Origin of the sequence: Actinoplanes sp. NPDC051859 (assembly GCF_044452725.1) — a bacterium.
Taxonomy (GTDB): domain Bacteria; phylum Actinomycetota; class Actinomycetes; order Mycobacteriales; family Micromonosporaceae; genus Actinoplanes.
Map to the genome: position 1 here is coordinate 21,812 of NZ_JBITBX010000012.1, position 21,232 is coordinate 43,043.

General features: G+C 70.0%; 14 protein-coding genes. 12 read left to right on the plus strand and 2 right to left on the minus strand.

Going from position 1 to position 21,232, the window contains the following annotated elements:
* The first annotated feature begins 195 nt into the window (after positions 1-195).
* From glgX to treZ, 3 genes are all read left to right on the plus strand, one after another.
* Complete coding sequence (gene glgX, locus ACIA1L_RS26695; RefSeq protein ID WP_396075702.1) at positions 196-2,307, plus strand: glycogen debranching protein GlgX; 2,112 nt, start codon at positions 196-198, stop codon at positions 2,305-2,307.
* Positions 2,307-4,592: a malto-oligosyltrehalose synthase gene (treY, locus tag ACIA1L_RS26700; RefSeq protein ID WP_396075703.1), complete on the plus strand. Its 2,286-nt coding sequence runs from the start codon at positions 2,307-2,309 to the stop codon at positions 4,590-4,592. The genes glgX and treY overlap by 1 nt, the downstream gene beginning before the upstream one ends.
* Before the next feature lie 175 nt (positions 4,593-4,767).
* On the plus strand, positions 4,768-6,501 hold the full coding sequence (treZ, locus tag ACIA1L_RS26705; RefSeq protein WP_396075704.1) for a malto-oligosyltrehalose trehalohydrolase: 1,734 nt from the start codon (positions 4,768-4,770) through the stop codon (positions 6,499-6,501).
* A 63-nt stretch (positions 6,502-6,564) separates the two neighbouring features.
* Here the strand turns inward: treZ and ACIA1L_RS26710 are convergent, their stop codons facing one another.
* The gene (locus ACIA1L_RS26710) at positions 6,565-8,970 is read right to left on the minus strand and encodes a hypothetical protein (RefSeq protein ID WP_396075705.1); all 2,406 of its coding nucleotides are present in this window, start codon (positions 8,968-8,970) and stop codon (positions 6,565-6,567) included.
* A gap of 145 nt (positions 8,971-9,115) precedes the next feature.
* Here ACIA1L_RS26710 and yidD point away from each other — a divergent pair, with 145 nt between their 5' ends.
* The 5 genes from yidD (at position 9,116) to ACIA1L_RS26735 (ending at position 14,996) form a co-directional block, all read left to right on the plus strand.
* Positions 9,116-9,493, plus strand: coding sequence for a membrane protein insertion efficiency factor YidD (yidD, locus tag ACIA1L_RS26715; protein WP_396075707.1), 378 nt, complete (start codon positions 9,116-9,118; stop codon positions 9,491-9,493).
* A 43-nt stretch (positions 9,494-9,536) separates the two neighbouring features.
* Complete coding sequence (locus ACIA1L_RS26720; RefSeq protein ID WP_396075708.1) at positions 9,537-10,670, plus strand: transporter substrate-binding domain-containing protein; 1,134 nt, start codon at positions 9,537-9,539, stop codon at positions 10,668-10,670.
* On the plus strand, positions 10,667-11,683 hold the full coding sequence (locus tag ACIA1L_RS26725) for a hypothetical protein (protein WP_396075709.1): 1,017 nt from the start codon (positions 10,667-10,669) through the stop codon (positions 11,681-11,683). Before ACIA1L_RS26720 ends, ACIA1L_RS26725 begins: the two co-directional genes overlap by 4 nt.
* Before the next feature lie 93 nt (positions 11,684-11,776).
* Entirely contained in the window at positions 11,777-12,499 is a 723-nt protein-coding gene (locus ACIA1L_RS26730) for a PP2C family protein-serine/threonine phosphatase (RefSeq protein WP_396075711.1), read from the plus strand.
* A 118-nt stretch (positions 12,500-12,617) separates the two neighbouring features.
* Entirely contained in the window at positions 12,618-14,996 is a 2,379-nt protein-coding gene (locus ACIA1L_RS26735) for a putative bifunctional diguanylate cyclase/phosphodiesterase (protein WP_396075712.1), read from the plus strand.
* A 62-nt stretch (positions 14,997-15,058) separates the two neighbouring features.
* Here ACIA1L_RS26735 and ACIA1L_RS26740 read toward each other — a convergent pair whose 3' ends face one another.
* Entirely contained in the window at positions 15,059-17,704 is a 2,646-nt protein-coding gene (locus tag ACIA1L_RS26740) for an ATP-dependent RNA helicase (protein WP_396075878.1), read from the minus strand.
* A gap of 61 nt (positions 17,705-17,765) precedes the next feature.
* On the opposite strand from ACIA1L_RS26740, the gene uraD reads away from it, so the two are divergent.
* From uraD to aceB, 4 genes are all read left to right on the plus strand, one after another.
* On the plus strand, positions 17,766-18,257 hold the full coding sequence (gene uraD / locus ACIA1L_RS26745; protein ID WP_396075713.1) for a 2-oxo-4-hydroxy-4-carboxy-5-ureidoimidazoline decarboxylase: 492 nt from the start codon (positions 17,766-17,768) through the stop codon (positions 18,255-18,257).
* Positions 18,244-18,594 (plus strand): hydroxyisourate hydrolase, encoded by a 351-nt coding sequence (uraH, locus tag ACIA1L_RS26750; protein WP_396075714.1) that lies wholly within the window; start codon positions 18,244-18,246, stop codon positions 18,592-18,594. Before uraD ends, uraH begins: the two co-directional genes overlap by 14 nt.
* A 3-nt stretch (positions 18,595-18,597) precedes the next feature.
* Positions 18,598-19,458 carry a factor-independent urate hydroxylase gene (gene pucL, locus ACIA1L_RS26755; RefSeq protein WP_396075715.1) on the plus strand — a complete coding sequence of 287 codons (861 nt, stop codon included), beginning with the start codon at positions 18,598-18,600 and terminating at the stop codon, positions 19,456-19,458.
* A gap of 226 nt (positions 19,459-19,684) precedes the next feature.
* Positions 19,685-21,232, plus strand: a complete 1,548-nt coding sequence (aceB, locus tag ACIA1L_RS26760; protein ID WP_396075716.1) for a malate synthase A — start codon at positions 19,685-19,687, stop codon at positions 21,230-21,232.

Here is a 21,232-nt window from a genome sequence, read left to right on the forward strand (position 1 = left end):
GTGGCGGGGGTGGCGGAGTCTAGGTATCTGGGTGTAACCGGACAGTCGCGCAGACGACATCTGGTTGCTCGGGGAGAATGGCCGCAGACGTGGCCGTACAGGATTGAACCGCGCTTCGGCTGGGCATACGTGGCCCGCCCCGGTGTGGTGCCCTCGCGGCCGCGGGCACCGACGGGTCGAGGGTGGGAGCAGCACATGCAGGTGTGGCCGGGGCACCGGTATCCGCTGGGCGCGACGTACGACGGGACGGGCACCAACTTCGCGATCTTCTCGGAGGTTGCCGAGGCCGTGGAGCTGTGCCTGTTCGACGCGTCGGGCAATGAGCGCAAGGTGCAGTTGCACGAGCAGGACGCGTTCGTGTGGCACGCCTACCTGCCCGGGATCGAGCCGGGTCAGCGGTACGGCTACCGGGTGTACGGGCCGTACGACCCGTCGCGGGGGCTGCGCTGCAATCCGCACAAGTTGCTGCTGGACCCGTATGCGCGGGCCGTGGACTCCGACATCAGGTGGGATCCGAGCCTGTACGCGTACGACTTCGAGAACCCGGATCAGATGTCCGATCTCGACTCGGCGCCGCACATGGCGAAGGGTGTGGTCGTCAATCCGTACTTCGACTGGGGTAACGACCGGCGGCCGGACATTCCGTACCACCATTCGGTGATCTACGAGGCGCACGTCAAGGGTCTGACGGAGCGGCATCCGGATGTGCCGAAGGACATGCGCGGCACCTATGCGGCGATCGGGCATCCGGCGATCATCGAGCACTTGGCGAAGCTGGGCGTCACCGCGCTGGAGCTGATGCCGGTGCACCAGTTCGTGCACGACAACCGGCTCGACGACCTGGGGCTGCGGAACTACTGGGGCTACAACACGCTGGGGTTCTTCGCGCCGTACCACGGGTATTCGGCGATGGGCTCGCTCGGCCAGCAGACCCAGGAGTTCCGGGGGATGGTGAAGGCGCTGCACGCGGCGGGCATGGAAGTCATCCTCGACGTGGTCTACAACCACACCGCCGAGGGCAATCACCTCGGTCCGACGATGAGCTTGAAGGGCATCGACAACCGGACCTACTACCGGCTGGTCGACAACCAACCGCATTTCTACATGGATTACACGGGTACGGGTAACAGCCTCAACGTGCGCAGCCCGCAGAGCCTCCAGCTGATCATGGACTCGTTGCGCTACTGGGTGACCGACATGCACGTCGACGGGTTCCGGTTCGATCTGGCGTCCACGCTGGCCCGGGAGTTCTACGACGTGGACCGGCTGTCCACCTTCTTCGAGGTCGTGCAGCAGGACCCGGTGGTGGGCCAGGTGAAGCTGATCGCCGAGCCGTGGGACGTGGGGCCGGGCGGCTACCAGGTGGGCAATTTCCCGCCGAACTGGACGGAGTGGAACGGCAAGTACCGGGACACCGTCCGCGACTTCTGGCGGGGGGAGCCGGCGACGCTGGCCGAGTTCGCGAGCCGGATCACCGGGTCGGCCGACCTGTATCAGGACGACGGGCGCAAGCCGTTCCACTCGATCAACTTCGTGACCGCGCACGACGGGTTCACGCTCAACGACCTGGTCTCCTACAACGACAAGCACAACGAGGCGAACGGCGAGGAGAACCGGGACGGGGAGAGTCACAACCGGTCCTGGAACTGCGGCACCGAGGGTCCGACCGAGGACGCGCACGTGTTGCAGCTGCGGGCCAAGCAGCGGCGCAACTTCCTGGCGACGCTGATGCTCAGCCAGGGCGTGCCGATGATCTCGCACGGTGACGAGTTGGGCCGCACCCAGCAGGGCAACAACAACGCGTACTGCCAGGACAGCGCGCTGGCCTGGATCGACTGGGACAACGCCGACGAGACGCTGTTGGAGTTCACCCGCAAGCTGACCGCGTTCCGGCACCGGCACCAGGTGTTCCAGCGGCGCCGCTTCTTCACCGGTCTGCCGGTGACCGCCCGCGGCGGCGGCGACCCGCTGCCGGACCTGGAGTGGTTCACCCCGGACGGCCGGCAGATGGCCGGCGACGACTGGGGCAACGACTTCGGCCGGGCGGTCGCCCTGTTCGTCAACGGCGAGGGCATCCGCGAGCGCGGCCAGTACGGCCAGCGTCACGTCGACAGCTCGTTCCTGCTCTTCTTCAACGCCCACGACGCGCCGATCGAGTTCTCCACGCCGCCCGCCGAGTACGGCGAGAAGTGGGAGAAGGTCATCGAGACGGCCGAGCCTTCGCCCGACAGCCCGAAGGTTGTCGAGGCGGGCAACACGATCCTCGTTCCGGACCGCTCGCTCATCGTGTTGGACAGGACGGTGTAATGCCCCCCACGGACCACCCCACCGGGACCTACCGCGTGCAGATCCGGCCCGAGTTCGGCTTCAAGGACACCGCGGAACTCACCGACTACCTCGCCGACCTGGGCGTCAGTCATCTCTACACGGCGCCGATACTCACCGCCGGTCCCGGCTCCGAGCACGGCTACGACGTCGTCGACCACGCTCAGGTCAGTCCGGCGCTCGGCGGGGAGGCGGGCCGGCAGGCGCTTCGGAAAGCCCTGGACGCGGCCGGGCTGGGCCTGGTCGTCGACATCGTCCCCAACCACGCGGGAGTCGGTGCACCGATCGCCAACCCGTCGTGGTGGGACGTGCTGAAGAGCGGCGAGTCGTCACCGTACGCACACTGGTATGACGTCGATTGGTCCCGCGGCCGGCTGCTCATCCCGGTGTTGGCCGACGACCCGACCGCGCTGGACGACCTGCGGGTCGCGGACGGCGAGCTGCGCTACTTTGACAAGCGCTTCCCGATCGCGGACGGCACGGGCGAGGGTTCGCCGCAGGAGGTGCACGACCGGCAGCATTACGAGCTGGTCAACTGGACGCGGGGCGACGCCGAGCTGACCTACCGGCGCTTCTTCGCGATCGTGGACCTCGCCGGGCTGCGGGTCGAAGATCCGGACGTCTTCGACGCGACCCACCAGGAGATCCTGCGTTGGTACGCCGAAGGCGCCGTCCAAGGCATTCGCGTCGACCACCCGGACGGCCTCCGCGACCCGGGCGAGTATCTGCGCCGGCTGCACGAGGCCGCCCCGGACGCCTGGCTGGTCGTGGAGAAGATCCTCGAACCGGGGGAGCAGCTGCCCGACTGGCCGGTCGCGGGCACCACCGGATACGACGCGCTGGCCGAAGTCTGCGGCGTGTTCGTCGACCCGGCCACCGAGCGGTTCTTCGACACGCTCGACCACCACCTCACCGGCGGCGAGACGACCTGGCAGAACCTGGTCCACGAGACCAAGTACACCCTCGCGACCACCCAGCTCGCCGCCGAGTTGGCCCGGATGGCCCGGCTCGCGCCGGAGATCGAGGGTGCCGGTCCGGCGCTGGCCGAGCTGGCCGCCTGCTTCCCGGTCTACCGCTCGTACCTGCCGGGCGGGTCACGGCACCTGGCCGCGGCGCGGGCCGAGGCAGGCCGCCGCAAACCCGGCCTGATCGCCACCTTCGACCGGCTGCTCGCCCGGCTGCGCAACCCCGACGACGAGTTGGCGCAGCGCTTCCAGCAGTACACCGGTGCCGTGATGGCCAAAGGCGTCGAGGACACCGCGTTCTACCGCTGGACCCGGTTCACCGCCCGCAACGAGGTCGGCAATGATCCGGCCAAGTTCGGGGTGAGCCTGGACGAGTTCCACGGCTTCGCCGAGGACCGGCAGCGGCACTGGCCGGAGGGGATGACCACGCTCTCCACGCACGACACCAAGCGCAGCGAGGACGTTCGGGCGCGGCTAGCCGTGCTCGCCGAGCTGCCCGGGGACTGGACCGAGGTGGTCCGCCGCTGGGTCCGCGTCGCGCCGCTGCCCGATCCCGCGCTGGCCCACCTGATCTGGCAGGCCGCGGTCGGCGCCTGGCCGATCGACCGGGAACGACTGCAGGCGTACGCGCTGAAAGCCGCCCGGGAAGGCGGCGTCGGCACGAGCTGGACCCGGCAGAACGCGGAGTTCGAGACCGCACTGCGGGGCATGGTCGACCGGATGTACGACGACCCGGCCCTGCACGCAGAGATCGACGACTTCGCCCGCTCGCTCACCGCCCCCGGCTGGTCGAACTCGCTCGGCCAGAAAGTCGTGCAGCTCGCCATGCCCGGCGTTCCGGACGTCTACCAGGGCACCGAGCTGTGGGACTATTCGCTGGTCGACCCGGACAACCGGCGGCCGGTCGACTTTGGTCGCCGCCGGGAGCTGCTGGCCCGGCTCGACGACGGCTGGCAGCCGCCGGTCGACGCTGACGGCGCGGCCAAGCTGCTGGTCACCAGCCGGACGCTGCGCCTGCGGCGGCAGCGGCCCGAGCTCTTCACCCGCTACCAGCCCGTGTACGCCGAAGGACGGGTCGCCGACCACGTGCTCGCCTTCGACCGCGGCGGTGTCGTAGTGGTCGCCACCCGGCTGCCGGTGGGATTGTCACGGCACGGTGGCTGGCATGACACCACTCTGTCACTCGACGGCCACACCTGGACAGAAGTCTTTACCAGCACCAGCTACGGCGGCAACCGCCTCTCGGTGGCTGATCTGCTGCATACGTACCCGGTGGCTTTGCTGGTGAAGGAGAAGCCGTGATCGACTGCACCGCAGCGAAGCAAGGGCCGGGAGAGCACGGCCGGGAGACTCGAGCCGTGATCGACTGCACCGCAGCGAAGCAAGGGCCAGGAGAGCACGGCCGGGAGACTCGAGCCGTGATCGACTGCACCGCAGCGAAGCAAGGGCCAGGAGAGCACGGCCGGGAGACTCGAGCATGACGCTTTTCGAAGTGTGGGTGCCGGAGAAAACCGTCAAACTGCGCCTCGGCGGGGCCGAGCGGGACATGGAACGCGGCGAGGACGGCTGGTGGCGCCTGGACGTGCCGGAGGCCGCTCCCGGCACCGACTATGCGTACGTTCTGACAGAACATGACAGCCCGCTTCCCGACCCGCGGTCCAGGTGGCAGCCTGAGGGCGTGCACGGCCCCAGCCGGGTGTACGACCACGCGGCCTTCGCCTGGACGGACAGCGCCTGGACCGGGCGTCAGCTCCCGGGCTCCGTCCTCTACGAACTGCACGTCGGCACCTTCACCCCGCAAGGCACGTTCGATGCTGCCGTCGAACGCCTGGACCACCTCGTCGAGCTCGGCGTCGACCTGGTGGAACTGCTGCCTGTCAACGCCTTCAACGGCGAGTACAACTGGGGCTACGACGGCGTCTGCTGGTTCGCGCCGCATGAGGCGTACGGCGGGCCGGACGGGCTGAAGCGGTTCGTCGACGCGGCGCACGCCAAGGGTCTCGGCGTGGTGCTGGACGTCGTCTACAACCACTTCGGACCCAGCGGCGCGTACGCGCCCATGTTCGCGCCGTATCTCAGTGCGGCGGGCGCCAACCCGTGGGGCGCCTCGGTCAACCTGGACGGGCCGTTCTCCGACGAAGTGCGCCGCTACATCGTGGACAGTGTGCTGTCGTGGCTGCGGGACTACCACGTCGATGGGCTGCGGCTCGACGCCGTGCATGCCCTGGTCGACCACAACGCGATCCACCTGCTGGAACAGATGGCTGCCGAGGTGGAGAGCCTGTCGGTGCACCTGGGCCGACCGCTGTCGCTGATCGCCGAGTCCGACCTCAACGACCCGACGCTCATCACGCCGCGGGAGGCGGGCGGGCGCGGGTTGCAGGCCCAGTGGGACGACGACGTGCACCACGCGCTGCACACGTTGCTCACCGGCGAGCGGCAGGGCTACTACGGCGACTTCGGCTCACTGGACTGTCTGGAAGCGGTGCTGACCGGGGCGTTCTTCCACGCGAACACGTGGTCGAGCTTCCGCCGCCGGCAGCACGGGCGGCCAGTCGACCGGGCTCGGACGCCGGGACATCGCTTCGTCGCGTACCTGCAGAACCATGACCAGATCGGCAACCGTGCGGTCGGCGACCGGCTGTCGACGCTGCTGTCGCCGGGGTTGTTGAAGGTCGGCGCGACCTTGCTGCTGACCTCGCCGTTCACGCCCATGCTGTTCATGGGCGAGGAATGGGCGGCGAGCAACCCGTGGCAGTTCTTCACCAGCCACCCCGAGCCGGAGCTGGCGGCGGCGGTGCAGACCGGGCGGCGCCGCGAGTTCGCCGAGCACGGCTGGGCCGAGGCCGAGGTGCCCGACCCGCAGGACCCGGCGACCTTCGAGCGCTCGAAGCTGGACTGGTCAGAACGCACCGAGCCGGGCCACGCGGAAATCCTGGACCTGCACAAGCGCCTCATCGCGCTGCGCCGCGAGCACGCTGACCTGTCCGATCCACGGCTCGACCGGGTCGAGGTGTGGCACGGCGACCAACACCTGGTAATGCGCCGGGGCCGCTGCATCGTGGCCGTCAACCTGGCGCCGGTGCCGCAGACGGTCAGCCTGCGCGCGGTGCCCAGCAAGGTGCTGCTCGCCACCGAGCCCGGCGTAGTCCTGCAACGCGACCGGGTGGAGCTGCCGCCCGAGACGGCCGTGGTCGTCTACGCCCGCTGACCCACGGAGACATCCCCGCCGAACCGACCGGTTCGGCGGGGACTCGTCCGCGTTACCGCTGGATCAGCGGTTGACGACCGTGCTGGCCGTGGTGGAGTTGTCCTGCGCGGTGTAGGCCACCACGTGGTAGACGGACGTGCCCGCGGGCGGGTTCGCCTCGCTCCACTGCTCGGTCCGCGCACCGGCGACCAAGCCGATCCGGTCCACCAGGTGCTTCTCGCCGGCGACCGTGCCCTCGATCAGGTACCAGGCCTGCACCGACACCGCGTCGGCCGGAGCCGTGTAGATGTAGTTGCTGGTCATCCAGCCGGTAGTGGCGTCCACGGTGGCCCGGTTGCTGGTCGCCAGGTTGGTGACCTTGCCCGCGGCGTTGGTGAACTTCAGGCCGGCGCGCACCCAGCGGCCCGCGCCCTGCGCCTGCGCCGAGATGACCGAGGTGTAGACCTGGCCCGGCGTGGCGGCCATCTTCTTGCCGATGATGCTGACCTCGCCGGTGCCGCTGGAGGTCAGCGACATCGCGCCCGTGCCGACCGCGCCGGTATCGACCCGGGCCAGCGTGGTGCGGCTGCCCGCGGTCCAGCCCGCGGTGCCCGCGGCCGGGTTCTCGAAGCTGGACTCGTCGGCGGTGAGCAGGTTGCCCGGGACGGCGGCACTGCCGACCGGCATGTCTCCGACGACCTCGCCGTTGCGGAAGATCTTGTAACCGGCGACCGGGCGGCCGTCCAGCGGGTAGCTCTCCTCCCAGCTCAGGTTGCCCGAGGTGGCGGTGAGGTTCACCGGCGGGTCCGGGGTCAGGGCCACCTTGTGCAGCGGCGCCGCGATCAGGTTGGCGGTGGTGTTGGTCTCGCCGGCCGGGCCGGTGAGCACGGTGCCCGTGGGCGTGGTGGGGCCGCGGCGGGCGCCCAGGTTGACGCCGTACCAGGTGGTCTTCTTGGCCGGGTCGTCGGCGATCGTGTTGCCGTAGATCTTGTCGCCGGAGCCGATGGACAGGGAGATGCCGGAGGTGTCGACGATGCCCGCGCCGGTGTCGTACGCGGTGGAGCCGCCCCAGCCGGAGTTGCTCACGGTGTTGCCGGTGATCGTGTCGGCGGCGTTCTTGGCGTAGGTCTGGCTGCCGATCACCATGATGCCGCTCCGGCCGCTGTACTGCACGACGTTGTCGCGGATGACGTTGTTGCCGCCCGGACGGACCCAGTGGTCGTCTTTCAGGTCCTCCGGCCGCTCCCAAGTGTTGAGGATGGCGCCACCGGTGCCGTCGGCGTCCTTGTAGTCGTCGTAGGCGATGACGATGCCCGCGAAGCCGGCGTAGTTGATCTGGTTGCCCGACACCACGGTGTTCCGCGGGTTGGTGATGTCCTTGTTCTCCCCCACGTGGGTGTAGCCGCTGTTGCTCTTGAGGGTGATCTGGGCGCCGTGCAGCAGGTTGTCGCTGACCGTGGCGTCGACCAGGCCCTCGAGGTACATGTTGCCGTACAGCGAGTTGCTGCCCCGGGCGGTGGCGATCGTGCCGTCCGAGCGCACCGTGTTGTTGCGTACGGTGGTCCGGATCGCGTTGGTGAAGTCGAAGCTGTTGCCGCGGATGGTCTTGTCGAACTGGTTGTACTCGACGACGACGTTGTCGTTGCGGCTGCCGCCACCCACGTTGTCCTCGTCGCCGGACTCGGCGCCACCCCAGTTGTCGAAGCGGTTGTCGACGATCCGGACGTCCTTGGCGCCGTCGCCGATCCACACCTTGAAGTACTCCAGGTTGGTGAACCGCACCTGGCGGACCGTCCACCGGTCGCTGACCGCGATGCCACCCCCGGCGTTGGTGCCGACGGTCGAGCTCCGGAAGTCACAGTTCTGACCCGGGCGGCCCGGCATGTCCTGCGGGACCGGGGCGCCCGCGCCCTCCCGGCAGTTGCCGTTCACGGTGAGGTCCGAGACGAGGTTGCTGCTGCCCTTGAGCTTGGTGCCGTAGTCCCAGCTGATCAGGTAGCCGTAGTTGAAGATCGACGCGTTCGCCGTGATCATCGACACGGTGGTGGCGGTGATGCCCCGGCCGCGCAGGTTGACGTTCGGCGGCAGCTTCAGCGGCTCGCTCAGCTTGTAGGTGCCCGAGTCCAGCAGCACGGTCGCCGGGACGGCCGGGGTCACGACCTCACCGGCCGCGTCCAGCACTGCCGGTACGACCTTGGCCTTGGCCTGGTTCACCAGGGCCTCGAGCGTCGAGTGGTCGTCGCTGCCGGAGGGTGCCGCAGCGCGGATACATGCGGGGTCGGCGAGGCACTCGGCCAGCGTCATCGCCGCCGGAGCGACAGTTGCCGCCAGCGAGTACACCGGCGGCGTCGGCGCGGCGGCCTGCGCGGGTGAACCCACGAACATTGGCACGGAGATCAGTGGGAGTAGAGCGGCAGCGGCGATGCGCGTGGCGGCCGTAATGCGGGAGTGATCGCGGGCGAACGGGACGCGTCCGGCGAAGTCGGTCATTCGTACTCTTCCGTCAGGGGCAGCAGCGCGAGGACCCGGCTGCTCTGGCGGCGCAACCCATCGGCAACCGACTCGGCAATCCTGAGAACTTCCTGGGACGGCGTGTTGCCCGCCGAGGTCGCGGGCGTCAGTCACCATGGTCGTCATGTGGGGGGCGAAGCGGCGCCGCAAACGGCGCAAGAAGAATTCCGGCGACTGCGGGGACTGTGACTGCGACGTCTGCGACATTCCGGGCTGTGACTTCGGCCTGCTGAGTACGAGCATGCTGGCCTTCGCGCGCCTCGGTGGCGGGCGGCGCGGGCCGGGCTCCGGCACCGACCGGGCCGTGACGGCGGCCATTCGCGGATATCGGAAGGTGTCCCCGCGGCTGCCCACCCGCTGCCGGTTCACGCCGTCGTGCAGCGCCTACGGGCTCGAGGCCGTGCAGCGCTACGGCACCCGCCGTGGCCTGCGCCTCACCGCTGCCCGGCTGCGCCGTTGTCGCCCCGGCGTCACGTTCGGTACCGCGGATCCCGTTCCGTGACCTTCGTCCGGGACGATGGTCGCTTCGGTACGGGGGGAGCGCGGTGGCGATCAGGGACGGCGAACGGGCACCGGTCCGCAAGATCGTGGTACGCCGTCCGCCGCGGCAACGGGGGCTGCCTCAGCGCGGCGGCGGCGCCCGGCAACGGCGTGGCGACCGGGCGCTGACCGGGCTGCGCCGCGGCTTCGCCCGACCGGAGATCACGGTCCGCAGTTTCGGCGCATCCCTGGCCCCCTGGCGGCTGTGTGCCGTCGGCGTGGTCCTGACCCTGGTGCTCGGGTTCTCCTGGGTCCGGCTGTTCCACATGGGGCCGCCGTCTGTGGAGGACCTGCGCCGGGCGGCCGGCGTCGACGAGTGGCGCACCTTGGCGATCGGCGTCAAGGACGATCAGCCCGGCGTCGCCTACCGGGATCCCGCAGACGGCCGGTGGAGCGGGTTCGACATCGACATCGCGTACCTGATTGCCGAAGATCTCGGTTTCCGCCGTGACGACGTGCGCTTCTTCGGCATCGAAAGCGAGGACCGAGCCCGGATGGAGGGCACCGACCTGAACGACAACCCGGTGCCGGTGAAGATGGTCATCGCGAGCTACAGCATCACGGCCGATCGTGAGGACATGCCGAACGTCATGTTCTCGGCGTCCTACCTGCACACCGAGCAGTCGGTCATCACCCTGCGGGGGCACAAGCAGGTCGCCAGCCTCGAAGAGTTCAAGGGCAAGAAGGTCTGCACGCTGTCCGCCTCCACCAGCGCCGTCACCGCGTCTTCGTCCGGCGCCACCCTCGTCCGCCGCAACCGGGCCTCGGAATGCTTCGCGGAACTGAACGGCGGGAAGGTCGACGCGGTCAGCACCGACGCCGCCATCCTCGGCGGTTACAAGGCCCGCGAGCCCGACCGCTACGACCACTGGGACCTCGGCGACGACAAGACCGAGGCCTGGGGTGTCAGCGTCGGCGACAACGAAGCGCTGCGCGACCTGGTCGACCTCAGCCTCTACCGCTCCTACACCGATCCCAAGGACGCCCGCTGGGAACGTGCCTACGAGCAGCACATCGCGCCCGAGATCCGCGCCAACGTCGAGCCGGGCGGGGCACCCGTGCCGCTGGCCCGCCCGCAGCAGCCGCTAGCCCGTCGCCCCGACGTCCGCGAGCTGCCCTGGGAAGAGATCGCCCGGTGACCGTCCGCAGTGTCGAACGTCCCCGGCTGCGTCGCGCCCAGCTGAACTGGCTGTTCACCGCGCTGCCCGCGTTCCCGCTGGTGCTGCTCGTGCTGCGGCTCTGGTATCTGAGCCGGCAGGACCTCCCCACGATGCTGCTGCTGGTGCAGTACATCAGCCCGCTGGGCATGCTCAGTGCCCTGGTGGTCACCCTGATCTGGACGCTGCCGGCGGTGGTGCTCGTGGTGCGTACCCTGGGCGGGATCTTGCTGGTCAGCACCCCGGACGTGGAGGAGGCAGCCCGCCGGTCCCTGCTCGCGCTCACCGCCCTGCGCATGCCCGACTGGGTGGTGGTGCTCGCCGTGGCCCTGGCCGGGTTCACGTGGGAGATGCGGATGCTGCCCACGCTGCTCATGCTCGTCGTCGCCATCCTCGGGCTGACCGCGGTGCAGCGCTACCCCCACGAGCGCCGAATGCTCGTCGTTGCCACGCTGGTCGTTCCGGTCGTGCTCGGTATTCTGGAGCTCATCTGGCTGCGGCCCGGCATCAGCGCAGCCCTCGCCACGTCAGACACCGGCACGGCGGTTCTGCTCGTCACCCCACCGCTGCTGGGCTGGCTGCTCACCGGGCCGGTGCCGGCGCGCGCTGCCCGACTCGTCACCCACTGGCCGGCTGTCGCCGCGGCGCTCATCGCCCCCTTCGTCATCGGCGTGGTCTTCCTCCGGGCACCGGTCCTGCCCAACAGCGCCGTGGAGGTCCGTGCTGCGGACGAGCCGACCCGGGTGCTCCGGGGTCAGCTCATCACCGTCGATGACACCGCAACGACGATCCTGGGCCGCGGCGGCGACGTCGTCTTCGTCCCCAACGATCAGGTCCGCTCCAAGACGCTGTGCCCGGAACCGGTCCGTATCCAGCACAGCCGGCTCACCGTCCGCGGCTGGCCGGTGGACGAGTCGGCGCTCGAATGGGCCGCACCCACCAGGCCGGTCGCCGACGTCGACCCGCGCTGCCTCGGCCGCCCGCTCGAGCCGTAAGGCCTGCCCCTTTCCGCAGTTCGCGGACGGTTGTCGCGGCGCGCCGCCGACCGCGTGCAGACAGGGTGGACCCGACCTGGCAGGCTGCACGCCATGACCTTGCACCTGCGGTGGGCGGCCGTCACCGACAAAGGCCACGTGCGAAGCAGCAATCAGGACTGCTATTACGCCGGTGACCGGCTCCTGGTCGTCGCGGACGGCATGGGCGGAATGGCCGCCGGTGACGTGGCGAGCCGGATCGCCGTCGAGGCCATGCTGTCGCTCGACGTGGGCATCGACAACGAGCACCAGATGGACGCGCTCCACAAGGCCCTCGAGGTCGCCAACGGGCGGATCGCCGAGACCGTGGCAGCCGACGTCGCGCTGCAGGGCATGGGCACCACGCTGACCGCCGTGATCTTCTCCGGCGATCGCGCGGCCATGGCCCACGTCGGCGACAGCCGGGCCTACCTGCTGCGCGACGGCCGGCTCAACCAGCTCACCAAAGACGACACGTACGTGCAGATGCTCGTCGACCAGGGGCTGATCCGGCCGGAGGAGGCGGACAACCATCCCCGCCGCGCGGTGGTCACCCAGGCACTCCAGGGCGAACCGGTCAGCCCGGCGTACGTGATCGTCGAGCCGGAACCCGGCGACCGGTGGCTGCTGTGCAGCGACGGCCTCACCGTGGTCGTGCCCACCGCCCAGATCGAGGCCGAAATGCTCGCCAGCGAGGCGCCCCAGGCCTGCGCCGAGCGCCTCCTCGACCTCGCCCTGCACGGCGGTGGCCCCGACAACATCACGGTGATTGTCGCCGATCTGACAGTCGGTCCCTGACTGTCGACGGCCCTTCCCGGCCGCGAGCCTCGTGCAAGCGGCCGGCGCTGCGGTACGTTACTCGCGGCCAGTGACCGGTCGTCACTGGTTCGTTCCTCACGGGCGCTGCGGGTGGTGTATGACAACGGGACGGCTGCCGGCGCGGTTGCCCGTGACGCTGCTCGCTATCGCCGCCGTCACCATCCTCGGCACCTACGCCATCCCGGCCGGCTCCGCCCAGCGCCTCTACAACGACGTCGCCCAATGCGCCGCCGGCGCGATCGCCACCGTCGTCTGCTTCGCGGCGGCCCGCGACCACTCCGGCGCCCGCGCCCGCTGGCGAGTGCTCCTCGGTGCCGGCCTCGCCGCCTGGACACTGGTCCGGCTGTGCTGGACGGTGCGCGACCTGCTCGACCCGGACCGGCCACCCACCCTCGCCGGCACCGTCGCCGACATCGGCCCGCTGGCCCTGCCCATCCTCGCCTTCGTCTCGCTCGTCGCCGGCTCGCTGGCGCTGCCCCGGCCCGTGCAAGCCTCCATGCGCCGCGACCGCACCGTCCTCGTCATCGACAGCGTGCTCATCGGCGGCTCCCTGCTCGCCGTGCTCCGCCCCGCACTGCCGGAAAGCCTGCTAGCCGCCGCCAACCACGACCCTTGGGCCGCCGGATTCGCGGCAGCGTACCCGGTAGCCGACCTACTCCTCGTCGTCATGGGCCTGCTGTTGCTCGTCAGCCGGCCGTCGTCACGACCCGGCCGGGGACCGCTGCGACTCATGGTCGCGGCCATGCTCGCCCTCGGCTACTCCGACACCCTGCGGCTGCTCCACCTCGGCGACCAGGCGCTCACCCCGCTCGAATCCGCCGGCTGGCTCCTTGGCCCCGCGCTGCTGGCACTCGCGGCCGTCAGCAACCGGGGCGTCGATGGGCTCACCGTCGCCGAACGGATCGACGGAGAGTGGCTGCACCTCCTGCTGCCGTACGTGCCCGTCGTCGCCACCGGCGTTTTTCTCGCCGTCCGCACCGGCAGCGGCGGACAGCTCACCTCCTCCGAGGCGTACCTGGGGTGGCTCGTGCTGGGGTTGGTGGTGGCCCGGCAGATGTTCACCATCGTGGACAACACGGTGCTGCTCGTCCGGGTCTCCGAGGGGCAACGCGAGCTGCACCATCAGGCGTACCACGACCCGCTGACCGGGCTCGCCAACCGGGCGCTGTTTCGGGAGCGGCTGGTGCTCGCCCTTGATGCGTACCACCAACGTCGAGTGCCGCTCGCGCTCATCTTCGCCGACCTCGATGACTTCAAGCTCATCAACGACGGCTTCGGTCACGCCGTGGGGGACAAGCTGCTGCGGCTCATCGCCGACCGCCTCGCCGCCGCGGTGGGCCCGGGCGACCTGGTGGCGCGGCTCGGCGGCGACGAATTCGCGGTGCTGCTGGAACGGCCCGATGGTGAAGCCGAGGCCACCGGCCAGCGGATCCTGACGGCGTTGCGCGAGCCGTATGTGATCGACGGCCACACTGTCGGCATCAGCGCCAGCCTCGGCCTGGTCCTGCCTGAGCCCGCTTCCCCGCCGTCCCTGGGGGAGTCGGCTCGGGTCGACGAGGAATTGACCGCTGACGTCCTGCTGCGTCGGGCCGACGCGGCGATGTATGTCAGTAAGCGCCGCGGCAAGAACGCGATGGCTCGCTACTCGGCGGGCGCCAACGGCAGTCCGAATCCGGACCTGCCGGCGCTGCTGGCCCGCGCGGTCATCGTCCCGCCAGACTTCGGATTCGAGGTGTACTACCAGCCGATCGTGCGCTTCGCAGACGGCGCGGTCGTGGCCGTCGAGGCGCTGGCGCGTTGGACGGACCCCGTCGCCGGGCCGGTCGACCCGGATGTGTTCGTCACGGTTGCCGAACGCACCGGACTGGTCGCGGCCATCGACGACTTCGTGCTCGACCGCGCCTGCGCGGAGGCGGGCGCACTTGCCGCCGCGTACGGCCGCCCGGTCGACGTGCACGTGAACGTGTCCGCGGCGCGGCTGGGTCGCCAGGGACTGGAAGATGCGGTGCTGTTCGCGCTGCGCCGGCACGGCGTCCCGGCCGCCCGGCTGGTCGTGGAGATTACCGAGACCCGCCGCATCCCCGACCTGCCCCGCGCGGTCGAGATGCTGCACCGCCTGCGCGAGTACGGCGTCCGGGTCGCCCTCGACGACTTCGGCAGCGGTTACAACGCGCTCGCGCAGTTGCACTCGCTGCCGGTCGACATCGTGAAGCTCGACTCCACTCTGACCGATGTGGACGTCAGCCCGGACCGCGCAGGTGCCCTGTGCCGGTCAGTCCTGCGCATCTGCGCGGACCTGAACGTGACGGTGGTCGCCGAAGGTGTGGAAACGCCGGAACGCTCCCAAGCCCTCGCCGCGTTGGGCTGCGACCTCGGCCAGGGCTATCTCTTCGGCCAGCCCACCCCCGCCCACCGCCTGACCGCCACCATCCCGACCCAAGCCGACCCCTCCTCGGCCGCACACCTAGCCTCCTAGGACGCTTGAGGGGTGGTGCCTTGCGCCTCTGTGGTCCAGCTAGACGTCCTTGGGGTGGTGCCTTACGACCTTCGGGGGTTAGCTCGGCGAGTCGGCGTGGCGGCCGTCGGATCCTCCGGCCACGGATGGCGCGGATAGCGGCCTCGCATCTCCGCACGGACACCGGGGTAGGCATTGCGCCAGAACGAAGCCAGATCGCTCGTCACCGCCAGCGGACGACCCGCCGGCGACAGCAGATGCAGCACTACCGGCACACCGCCCACCCGCGGAGTGTCCAGCCAGCCAAACGTCTCTTGCAGCTTCACGGCCAGGACGGGCGCCGTCGGATCCGAGTAGTCGACTCGGATCGCAGATCCGCTCGGCACCAGCAGACGCTCGGGCACAAGCTCGTCGAGGCGCCCGGCCACCGTCCACGGCACCATCCGGCGCAACGCCCCGGCTACATCGATCCGGGTCAGATCCGCCCGACGCCGGGCCGTACCCACGTCGAGCCAGTCGGTGGTGGCGAGCGCCTGGTCGGACACATCGGGCCAGAGTGCGCCCAGGGTCGCGTACGCAAAGGACAACCGTGCCCGCAGCTCGACCGCGGCCCGCGACCAGGTCAGCAGGCCCAGCCCCGCGCGGGCCAGTCCGTCGCGCAACGCGGCCTCGACCAGCGCCGGATCCGGGTCGTCGATCCGACGCTCGGTCAACACGATCGCGCCGAGCCGCTCCACCCGCCGTGCCACCACGTCACCGTCGACCCAGCCGATCTCGGTCTCCGGCCCCGCCAACGTCCCGGCCGCAATTCGGGCAGTCGCCTCATCGAGCGGGGCAGCGCTGCGGATGCGCGCGGTCCGGGCTCCTGGCGTGCGGTCAGCATCCGCGATGGCGATCCACGTCGTTCCCGCCAGCCCACTGCCGCCGCTCAACTCCGCGGCGGTCCCGCCGGCCATCAGGTACGCGCGGGAGCCCGCTTCCCGCACCCGCGCAACCCGTTCGGGGTGCGCAAGCCCGATGATCAGCCCGGCTGCGATGTCGTCGCTCCACTGCTCGCTGGACGAGTCATCGCCGGTCCTTCGTGCGGCCTCGGTGCTGCGGTTTCGGTGCGTGGATCCGCTCGAGCCGGGCCTTCTGGTGGCGTCGGCGTGGCTGGTGGGCTGGTTCGGGTCGGGCCAGGCTGTCTGGTCGTCGGCTTGACCGAGTGGGTCGCGGTCGAGGGCTGCGGTCAGGCGACGGACCTCTGCTGTCCAGGCGCCATCCCGGTTAGCGCGGGCCAGGCGCCAGGCGGCGACCACATCGTCCGCGGTGCGGTCCGCGTCGAGGAGCGCCACAATCTCGGCCGCGCGTCTTGCGCCCACGAGCGGTGCGCCGTCGAGCAACGCCCGGGCCAGGCGTGGGTGCAGGCCGGCGTCCGAGAGACGACGTCCACGTGTGGTTATCCGGCCGTCCGGATCGGTCGCGCCGAGGACGCTGAGGGTGTTCATCGCCGCCCGCAGCGGACCGGGGGGTGGCTGGTCGGGCAAGGCAAGTCCGCTGCCGTCCGGGTGCCCCCACCGGGCGAGGTCCAGGGCGAAGCTGGTCAGATCGGCCGCCGCTACCTCCGGTTCCGGCTGGGGCGGGAGCCGGTCGTGTTGCGCCTCTGACCAGCAGCGATACACGCGACCGGGGGCTTCCCGCCCGGCCCGCCCGGCTCGTTGCGTGGCCGCTGCCCGGGACACCGGCACGGTCACCAAGGCGCCGAGGCCGCGGGCGTGGTCCATCCGCGGTACCCGGCTCAGGCCGGCGTCGACGACAGCGCGGACGCCGGGAACGGTCAGGCTGCTCTCCGCCACCGCCGTTGCCAGCACAACTCGCCGGCCCGTACCCGGTCGCAGAGCCGCGTCCTGAGCCGCACCGCTCTGCCGGCCATGCAGTGCCACCACATCGGCGCCGATTCCGTGCAGCTTGCTCGTGACCGTCTGGATCTCGCGGGCGCCCGGCAGGAACACGAGGACATCGCCGTCGCTGTCCGTCAGGGCCCGGCGGACCGTGGCCGCCACCTGGTCGAGCAGCCGCGGATCGACCCGTAGCCCGAGCGGCGGGGCGACCTGTTGCGACGGCGGGCACCACCGCACCTCGACCGGGTGCAGCGCGGCGGCGGCGGTCACGATCGGCGCCGCTGTCGGACCAGCCTCCGTGCTTCGACCGAGGAGTTCGGCGAAGCGGTCGGCTTCGGCGGTTGCTGAGGTAGCCAGGACGAACAGGTCAGGCCGGAGCGCGGCGCGGACTTCGATGAGGAAGGCCAGGGCGAGGTCGGAGTCGAGGTGGCGTTCGTGGCATTCGTCGAGGACGACCACGGCCGTGTCAGACAGCTCGGGGTCGCGGTGCAACCGCCGAACCAGAACGCCGGTGGTCACCACCTCGATGCGAGTGCGCGCCGACACCCGGCGGTCACCCCGCACGGTGTAGCCGACCCGTCCGCCTACCTCCTCGCCGAGCAGGGCAGCCATCCGCCGGGCCGCGGCGCGCGCGGCTACCCGCCGCGGCTCGGCCACCACCACCCGCCCACCGTTCTCCGACGTCAGATTCCCGTGTCCCCACGCGGCGGCCAGGGCGAGGGGGACGACAGTGGTCTTACCTGTCCCGGGTGGGGCGACCAGAACCGCCGTGCCTGCGGTGCCGAGGGCGTCAATGACCTCGGCAAGGACCGCGCGAATGGGGAGATCCGGGAGGGCGTCGGGGGCGATCAGCACCGGACAAGTCTCGCCTACGCCGTGCCGGAAGCGGGCAACGTGGTAAATACATCAGGTGGAGGCGTTCAACTCACTGCCGCAGGCCGCGCTCGAAGCGGATCTGCTCGCCGTCTGCGCCGCGCCCGGATGGGTGGCGGCGGTCGCGGCCGGCCGACCGTACGCGTCAAAGAACGAGGTGTTGGCGACGGCGGACGCCGCAGCTCGCGCACTGAGCTGGGCTGACGTCCGGGCGGGGCTGTCCGCGCATCCGCGGATCGGGGAGCGCGCGCAGGGCGACTCGAAGGAAGCCGCCTGGTCGCGTCGGGAGCAGTCCATGGCGGCCAGCAGCGGTCCCTCGCCGGAGCTCGTGGCGGCGAATCGGGCGTACGAAGAAAAGTTTGGTCAGGTGTTCTTGATCTTCGCTTCCGGCAAGTCGCAGGACGAGATTCTGGCGGCAGCGCGGGAACGGCTGCGCCACGACGAGGAGACCGAGCGTCCGATCGTTGCCGAGGAGCTGCGCAAGATCGCGATGCTGCGGCTGGAGAGGTTGCTGGATGGGCTCGGCTGACGGTTTCGTCGCGAAGATCTCGACGCACGTCCTGGACACGGTCACCGGCGACCCGGCGCGTGCGGTTGCGGTCCGGCTGGAACGCCGAGACGACGGCGGGTGGCGGCTGCTCGCCGAGGGGCGTACGGATGCTGACGGCCGGTGGAAACCGCAGCTGCCGGCGGACGACTGGGTTTCCGGGGGCTTTCGCCTGGTCTTCGAGGTCGAGCCCTACCTGGGTGGCGAGGTGTTCTTTCCGGAGATCACGATCGCCTTTCATGTGCACGACACGCAGCGGCACTACCACGTGCCGTTGCTGCTGAGCCGTTACGGCTATACCACCTATCGAGGGAGCTGACGCGTGGCGATCGTGCTGGGACCGAACCGATATGGCAAGGCGGAGACCCGGCTCGTGCACGTCACGCGGGACGGCGACACGCATGGACTGTCCGACCTGAACGTCAGCGTCGCGCTCGCCGGCGATCTGGCAGCCACGCACCTCACCGGCGACAACGCGGGCGTTCTGCCGACCGACACCATGAAGAACACGGTGTACGCGTTTGCCCGTGAGCACGGCGTCGGTCAGCCGGAGGCGTTCGCGTTGCGGCTGGGCCGGCATTTCGTCGCCACTCAGCCGCAGGTCCACCAAGCCCGGATCAGCATCGAGGCGTACAGCTGGGAGCGGCTGGGTCCGCACTCGTTCCGGCGCAAGGGCGACTTCACCCGGCTGTGCGTGGTCACGGTCGGCGAGGGCGTCACGCAGGTCGTGTCCGGGTTGAAGGATTTCGTGGTGCTGAACTCCACGGCCTCGGAGTTCCACGGCTTCCCGCGCGATCGTTACACGACGTTGCCGGAGGCGACCGACCGGATCCTGGCCACGGCCGTCGATGCCCGCTGGCGGCACCTCTCGGATGTGGCGGCCTGGGGCGAGTCGTTCGAGAAGGCCAAGGACGCGCTGGTGAACGCGTTTGTGAACACCTACAGCTATTCGTTGCAGCAGACGCTGTTCTCGATGGGCGCGCGGGTGCTGGACAGTCGGCCGGAGATCGCCGAGATCCGGCTTGCGCTGCCGAACAAGCATCATTACCTGGTCGATCTGTCGCCGTTCGACCTGGAGAATCCGGGTGAGGTGTTCATCGCGGGTGACCGCCCCTACGGGCTGATCGAGGGCACGGTGACGCGCGACGACGTCCCGCCGGCCGCCGCCGATTGGTACCTCTGAGCCGTTTCGTGGGTGCATGCTGCCGTTGTACCCGAACGCGTTCGGTGGGGCGGGAGTTATCCACAGCCGGCGATTTCTCACGGTGGCGTTGTCCACAGCCCGGGCACAAACAACGGTCAAGACCGATACGGTACGGGGGTCAGGCGCCGCGTCGTCCGGTGTCCGATCACCGTGTCATCAGCACGTCGAGCTCGACCTCGGCGTGCGCTGAAGGGAGTTCCCGCCCGTGACCGAGATCCTCTCCGCTGAGGCCGTGGCGTTCGTCGAGGACCTGAATCGTAGGTTCCGGCCGCGCCGGGACGAGCTGCTCGCCCGCCGGGCCCAGCGTCGGGCCGAGATCGCCGCCGGCGGGTCGCTGGGCTTCCTGCCCGAGACCGCCGAGATTCGTGCCGGCGACTGGACGGTGCCGGCAGCGCCCGCCGACCTCACCGACCGGCGGGTGGAGATCACGGGTCCGACCGAGCGCAAGATGACCATCAACGCGCTCAACTCCGGCGCCAAGGTGTGGCTCGCTGACCTCGAGGATGCGAACACCCCGCACTGGGCCAACGTCGTGGACGGTCAGCAGAACCTCTACGACGCCATCCGGCGCACGATCCGCCTCGAGACCGAGAAGAAGACCTACGAGCTGGGTGACGGGCCGTATCCCACGATCGTCATGCGCCCGCGTGGGTGGCACCTCGACGAGCGGCACCTGCAGGTCGACGGCGAGCCGGCGGTCGGTGCCCTGGTGGACTTCGGGCTCTACTTCTTCCACAACGCCGCCGAGCTGATCGCGCGCGGGTCCGGGCCGTACTTCTACCTGCCCAAGATGGAGTCGCATCACGAGGCTGCCCTCTGGAACGATGTCTTCACCCACGCGCAGGAGGCGCTCGGCATTCCGGTCGGCACCATCCGGGCCACGGTGCTGATCGAGACGATCCCCGCCGCGTTCGAGATGGACGAGATTCTGCACGCGCTGCGCCCGCACATCTCCGGGCTCAACGCCGGCCGTTGGGACTACCTCTTCAGCATCATCAAGTATTTCCGGGACAACCCGGCGATGGTGCTGCCCGACCGGGCCTCGGTGACGATGACGGCGCCGTTCATGCGGGCCTATTCGGAGTTGCTGGTGGCGACGTGCCACAAGCGGGGCGCGTTCGCGATGGGTGGCATGGCGGCCTTCATCCCCAGCCGCAAGGACCCGAAGGTCAACGAGATTGCGCTGGTTAAGGTGCGCGAGGACAAGGAGCGCGAGGCCGGCGACGGCTTCGACGGCTCCTGGGTCGCTCACCCCGACCTCGTGCCGGTGTGCCGGGAGATTTTCGACCGGGTGCTGGGCGACCGGCCCAACCAGCTCGACAAGCAGCGCCCTGACGTGTCGGTCGAGGCGGCCGACCTGCTCACCGTGGCAGGGACGCCGGGCGCGGTGACCGAGGCGGGCTTGCGGGGCAACGTGTCCGTCGCCCTGCAATACCTGGAGGCGTGGCTGCGCGGCAACGGCGCTGTCGGCATCAACAACCTCATGGAGGACGCGGCCACCGCCGAGATCTCCCGCTCGCAGGTGTGGCAGTGGATCCACAACAACGTCCGGCTCGACGACGGCACGCCGATCACCGCGGACCTGGTCGGCCGGATCGAGGACGAGGAGCTGGTGAAGATCCGGCAGGCGCTCGGCGACGAAGCGTGGACGGCGAGCCGGTTCGACGACGCCCGCAAGCTGTTCGAGCGGGTGGCCCTCGCCGACGACTTCGCCGACTTCCTCACCACCGCCGCGTACGACTCCATCGACTGA

Bases quoted from the DNA above. Each gene is read 5' to 3' on its own strand.
- glgX (WP_396075702.1), top strand. From the start codon at position 196: ATGCAGGTGTGGCCGGGGCACCGGTATCCGCTGGGCGCGACGTACGAC.
- treY (WP_396075703.1), top strand. From the start codon at position 2,307: ATGCCCCCCACGGACCACCCCACCGGGACCTACCGCGTGCAGATCCGG.
- treZ (WP_396075704.1), top strand. From the start codon at position 4,768: ATGACGCTTTTCGAAGTGTGGGTGCCGGAGAAAACCGTCAAACTGCGC.
- ACIA1L_RS26710 (WP_396075705.1), bottom strand. From the start codon at position 8,970: ATGACCGACTTCGCCGGACGCGTCCCGTTCGCCCGCGATCACTCCCGC.
- yidD (WP_396075707.1), top strand. From the start codon at position 9,116: ATGTGGGGGGCGAAGCGGCGCCGCAAACGGCGCAAGAAGAATTCCGGC.
- ACIA1L_RS26730 (WP_396075711.1), top strand. From the start codon at position 11,777: ATGACCTTGCACCTGCGGTGGGCGGCCGTCACCGACAAAGGCCACGTG.
- ACIA1L_RS26735 (WP_396075712.1), top strand. From the start codon at position 12,618: ATGACAACGGGACGGCTGCCGGCGCGGTTGCCCGTGACGCTGCTCGCT.
- uraH (WP_396075714.1), top strand. From the start codon at position 18,244: ATGGGCTCGGCTGACGGTTTCGTCGCGAAGATCTCGACGCACGTCCTG.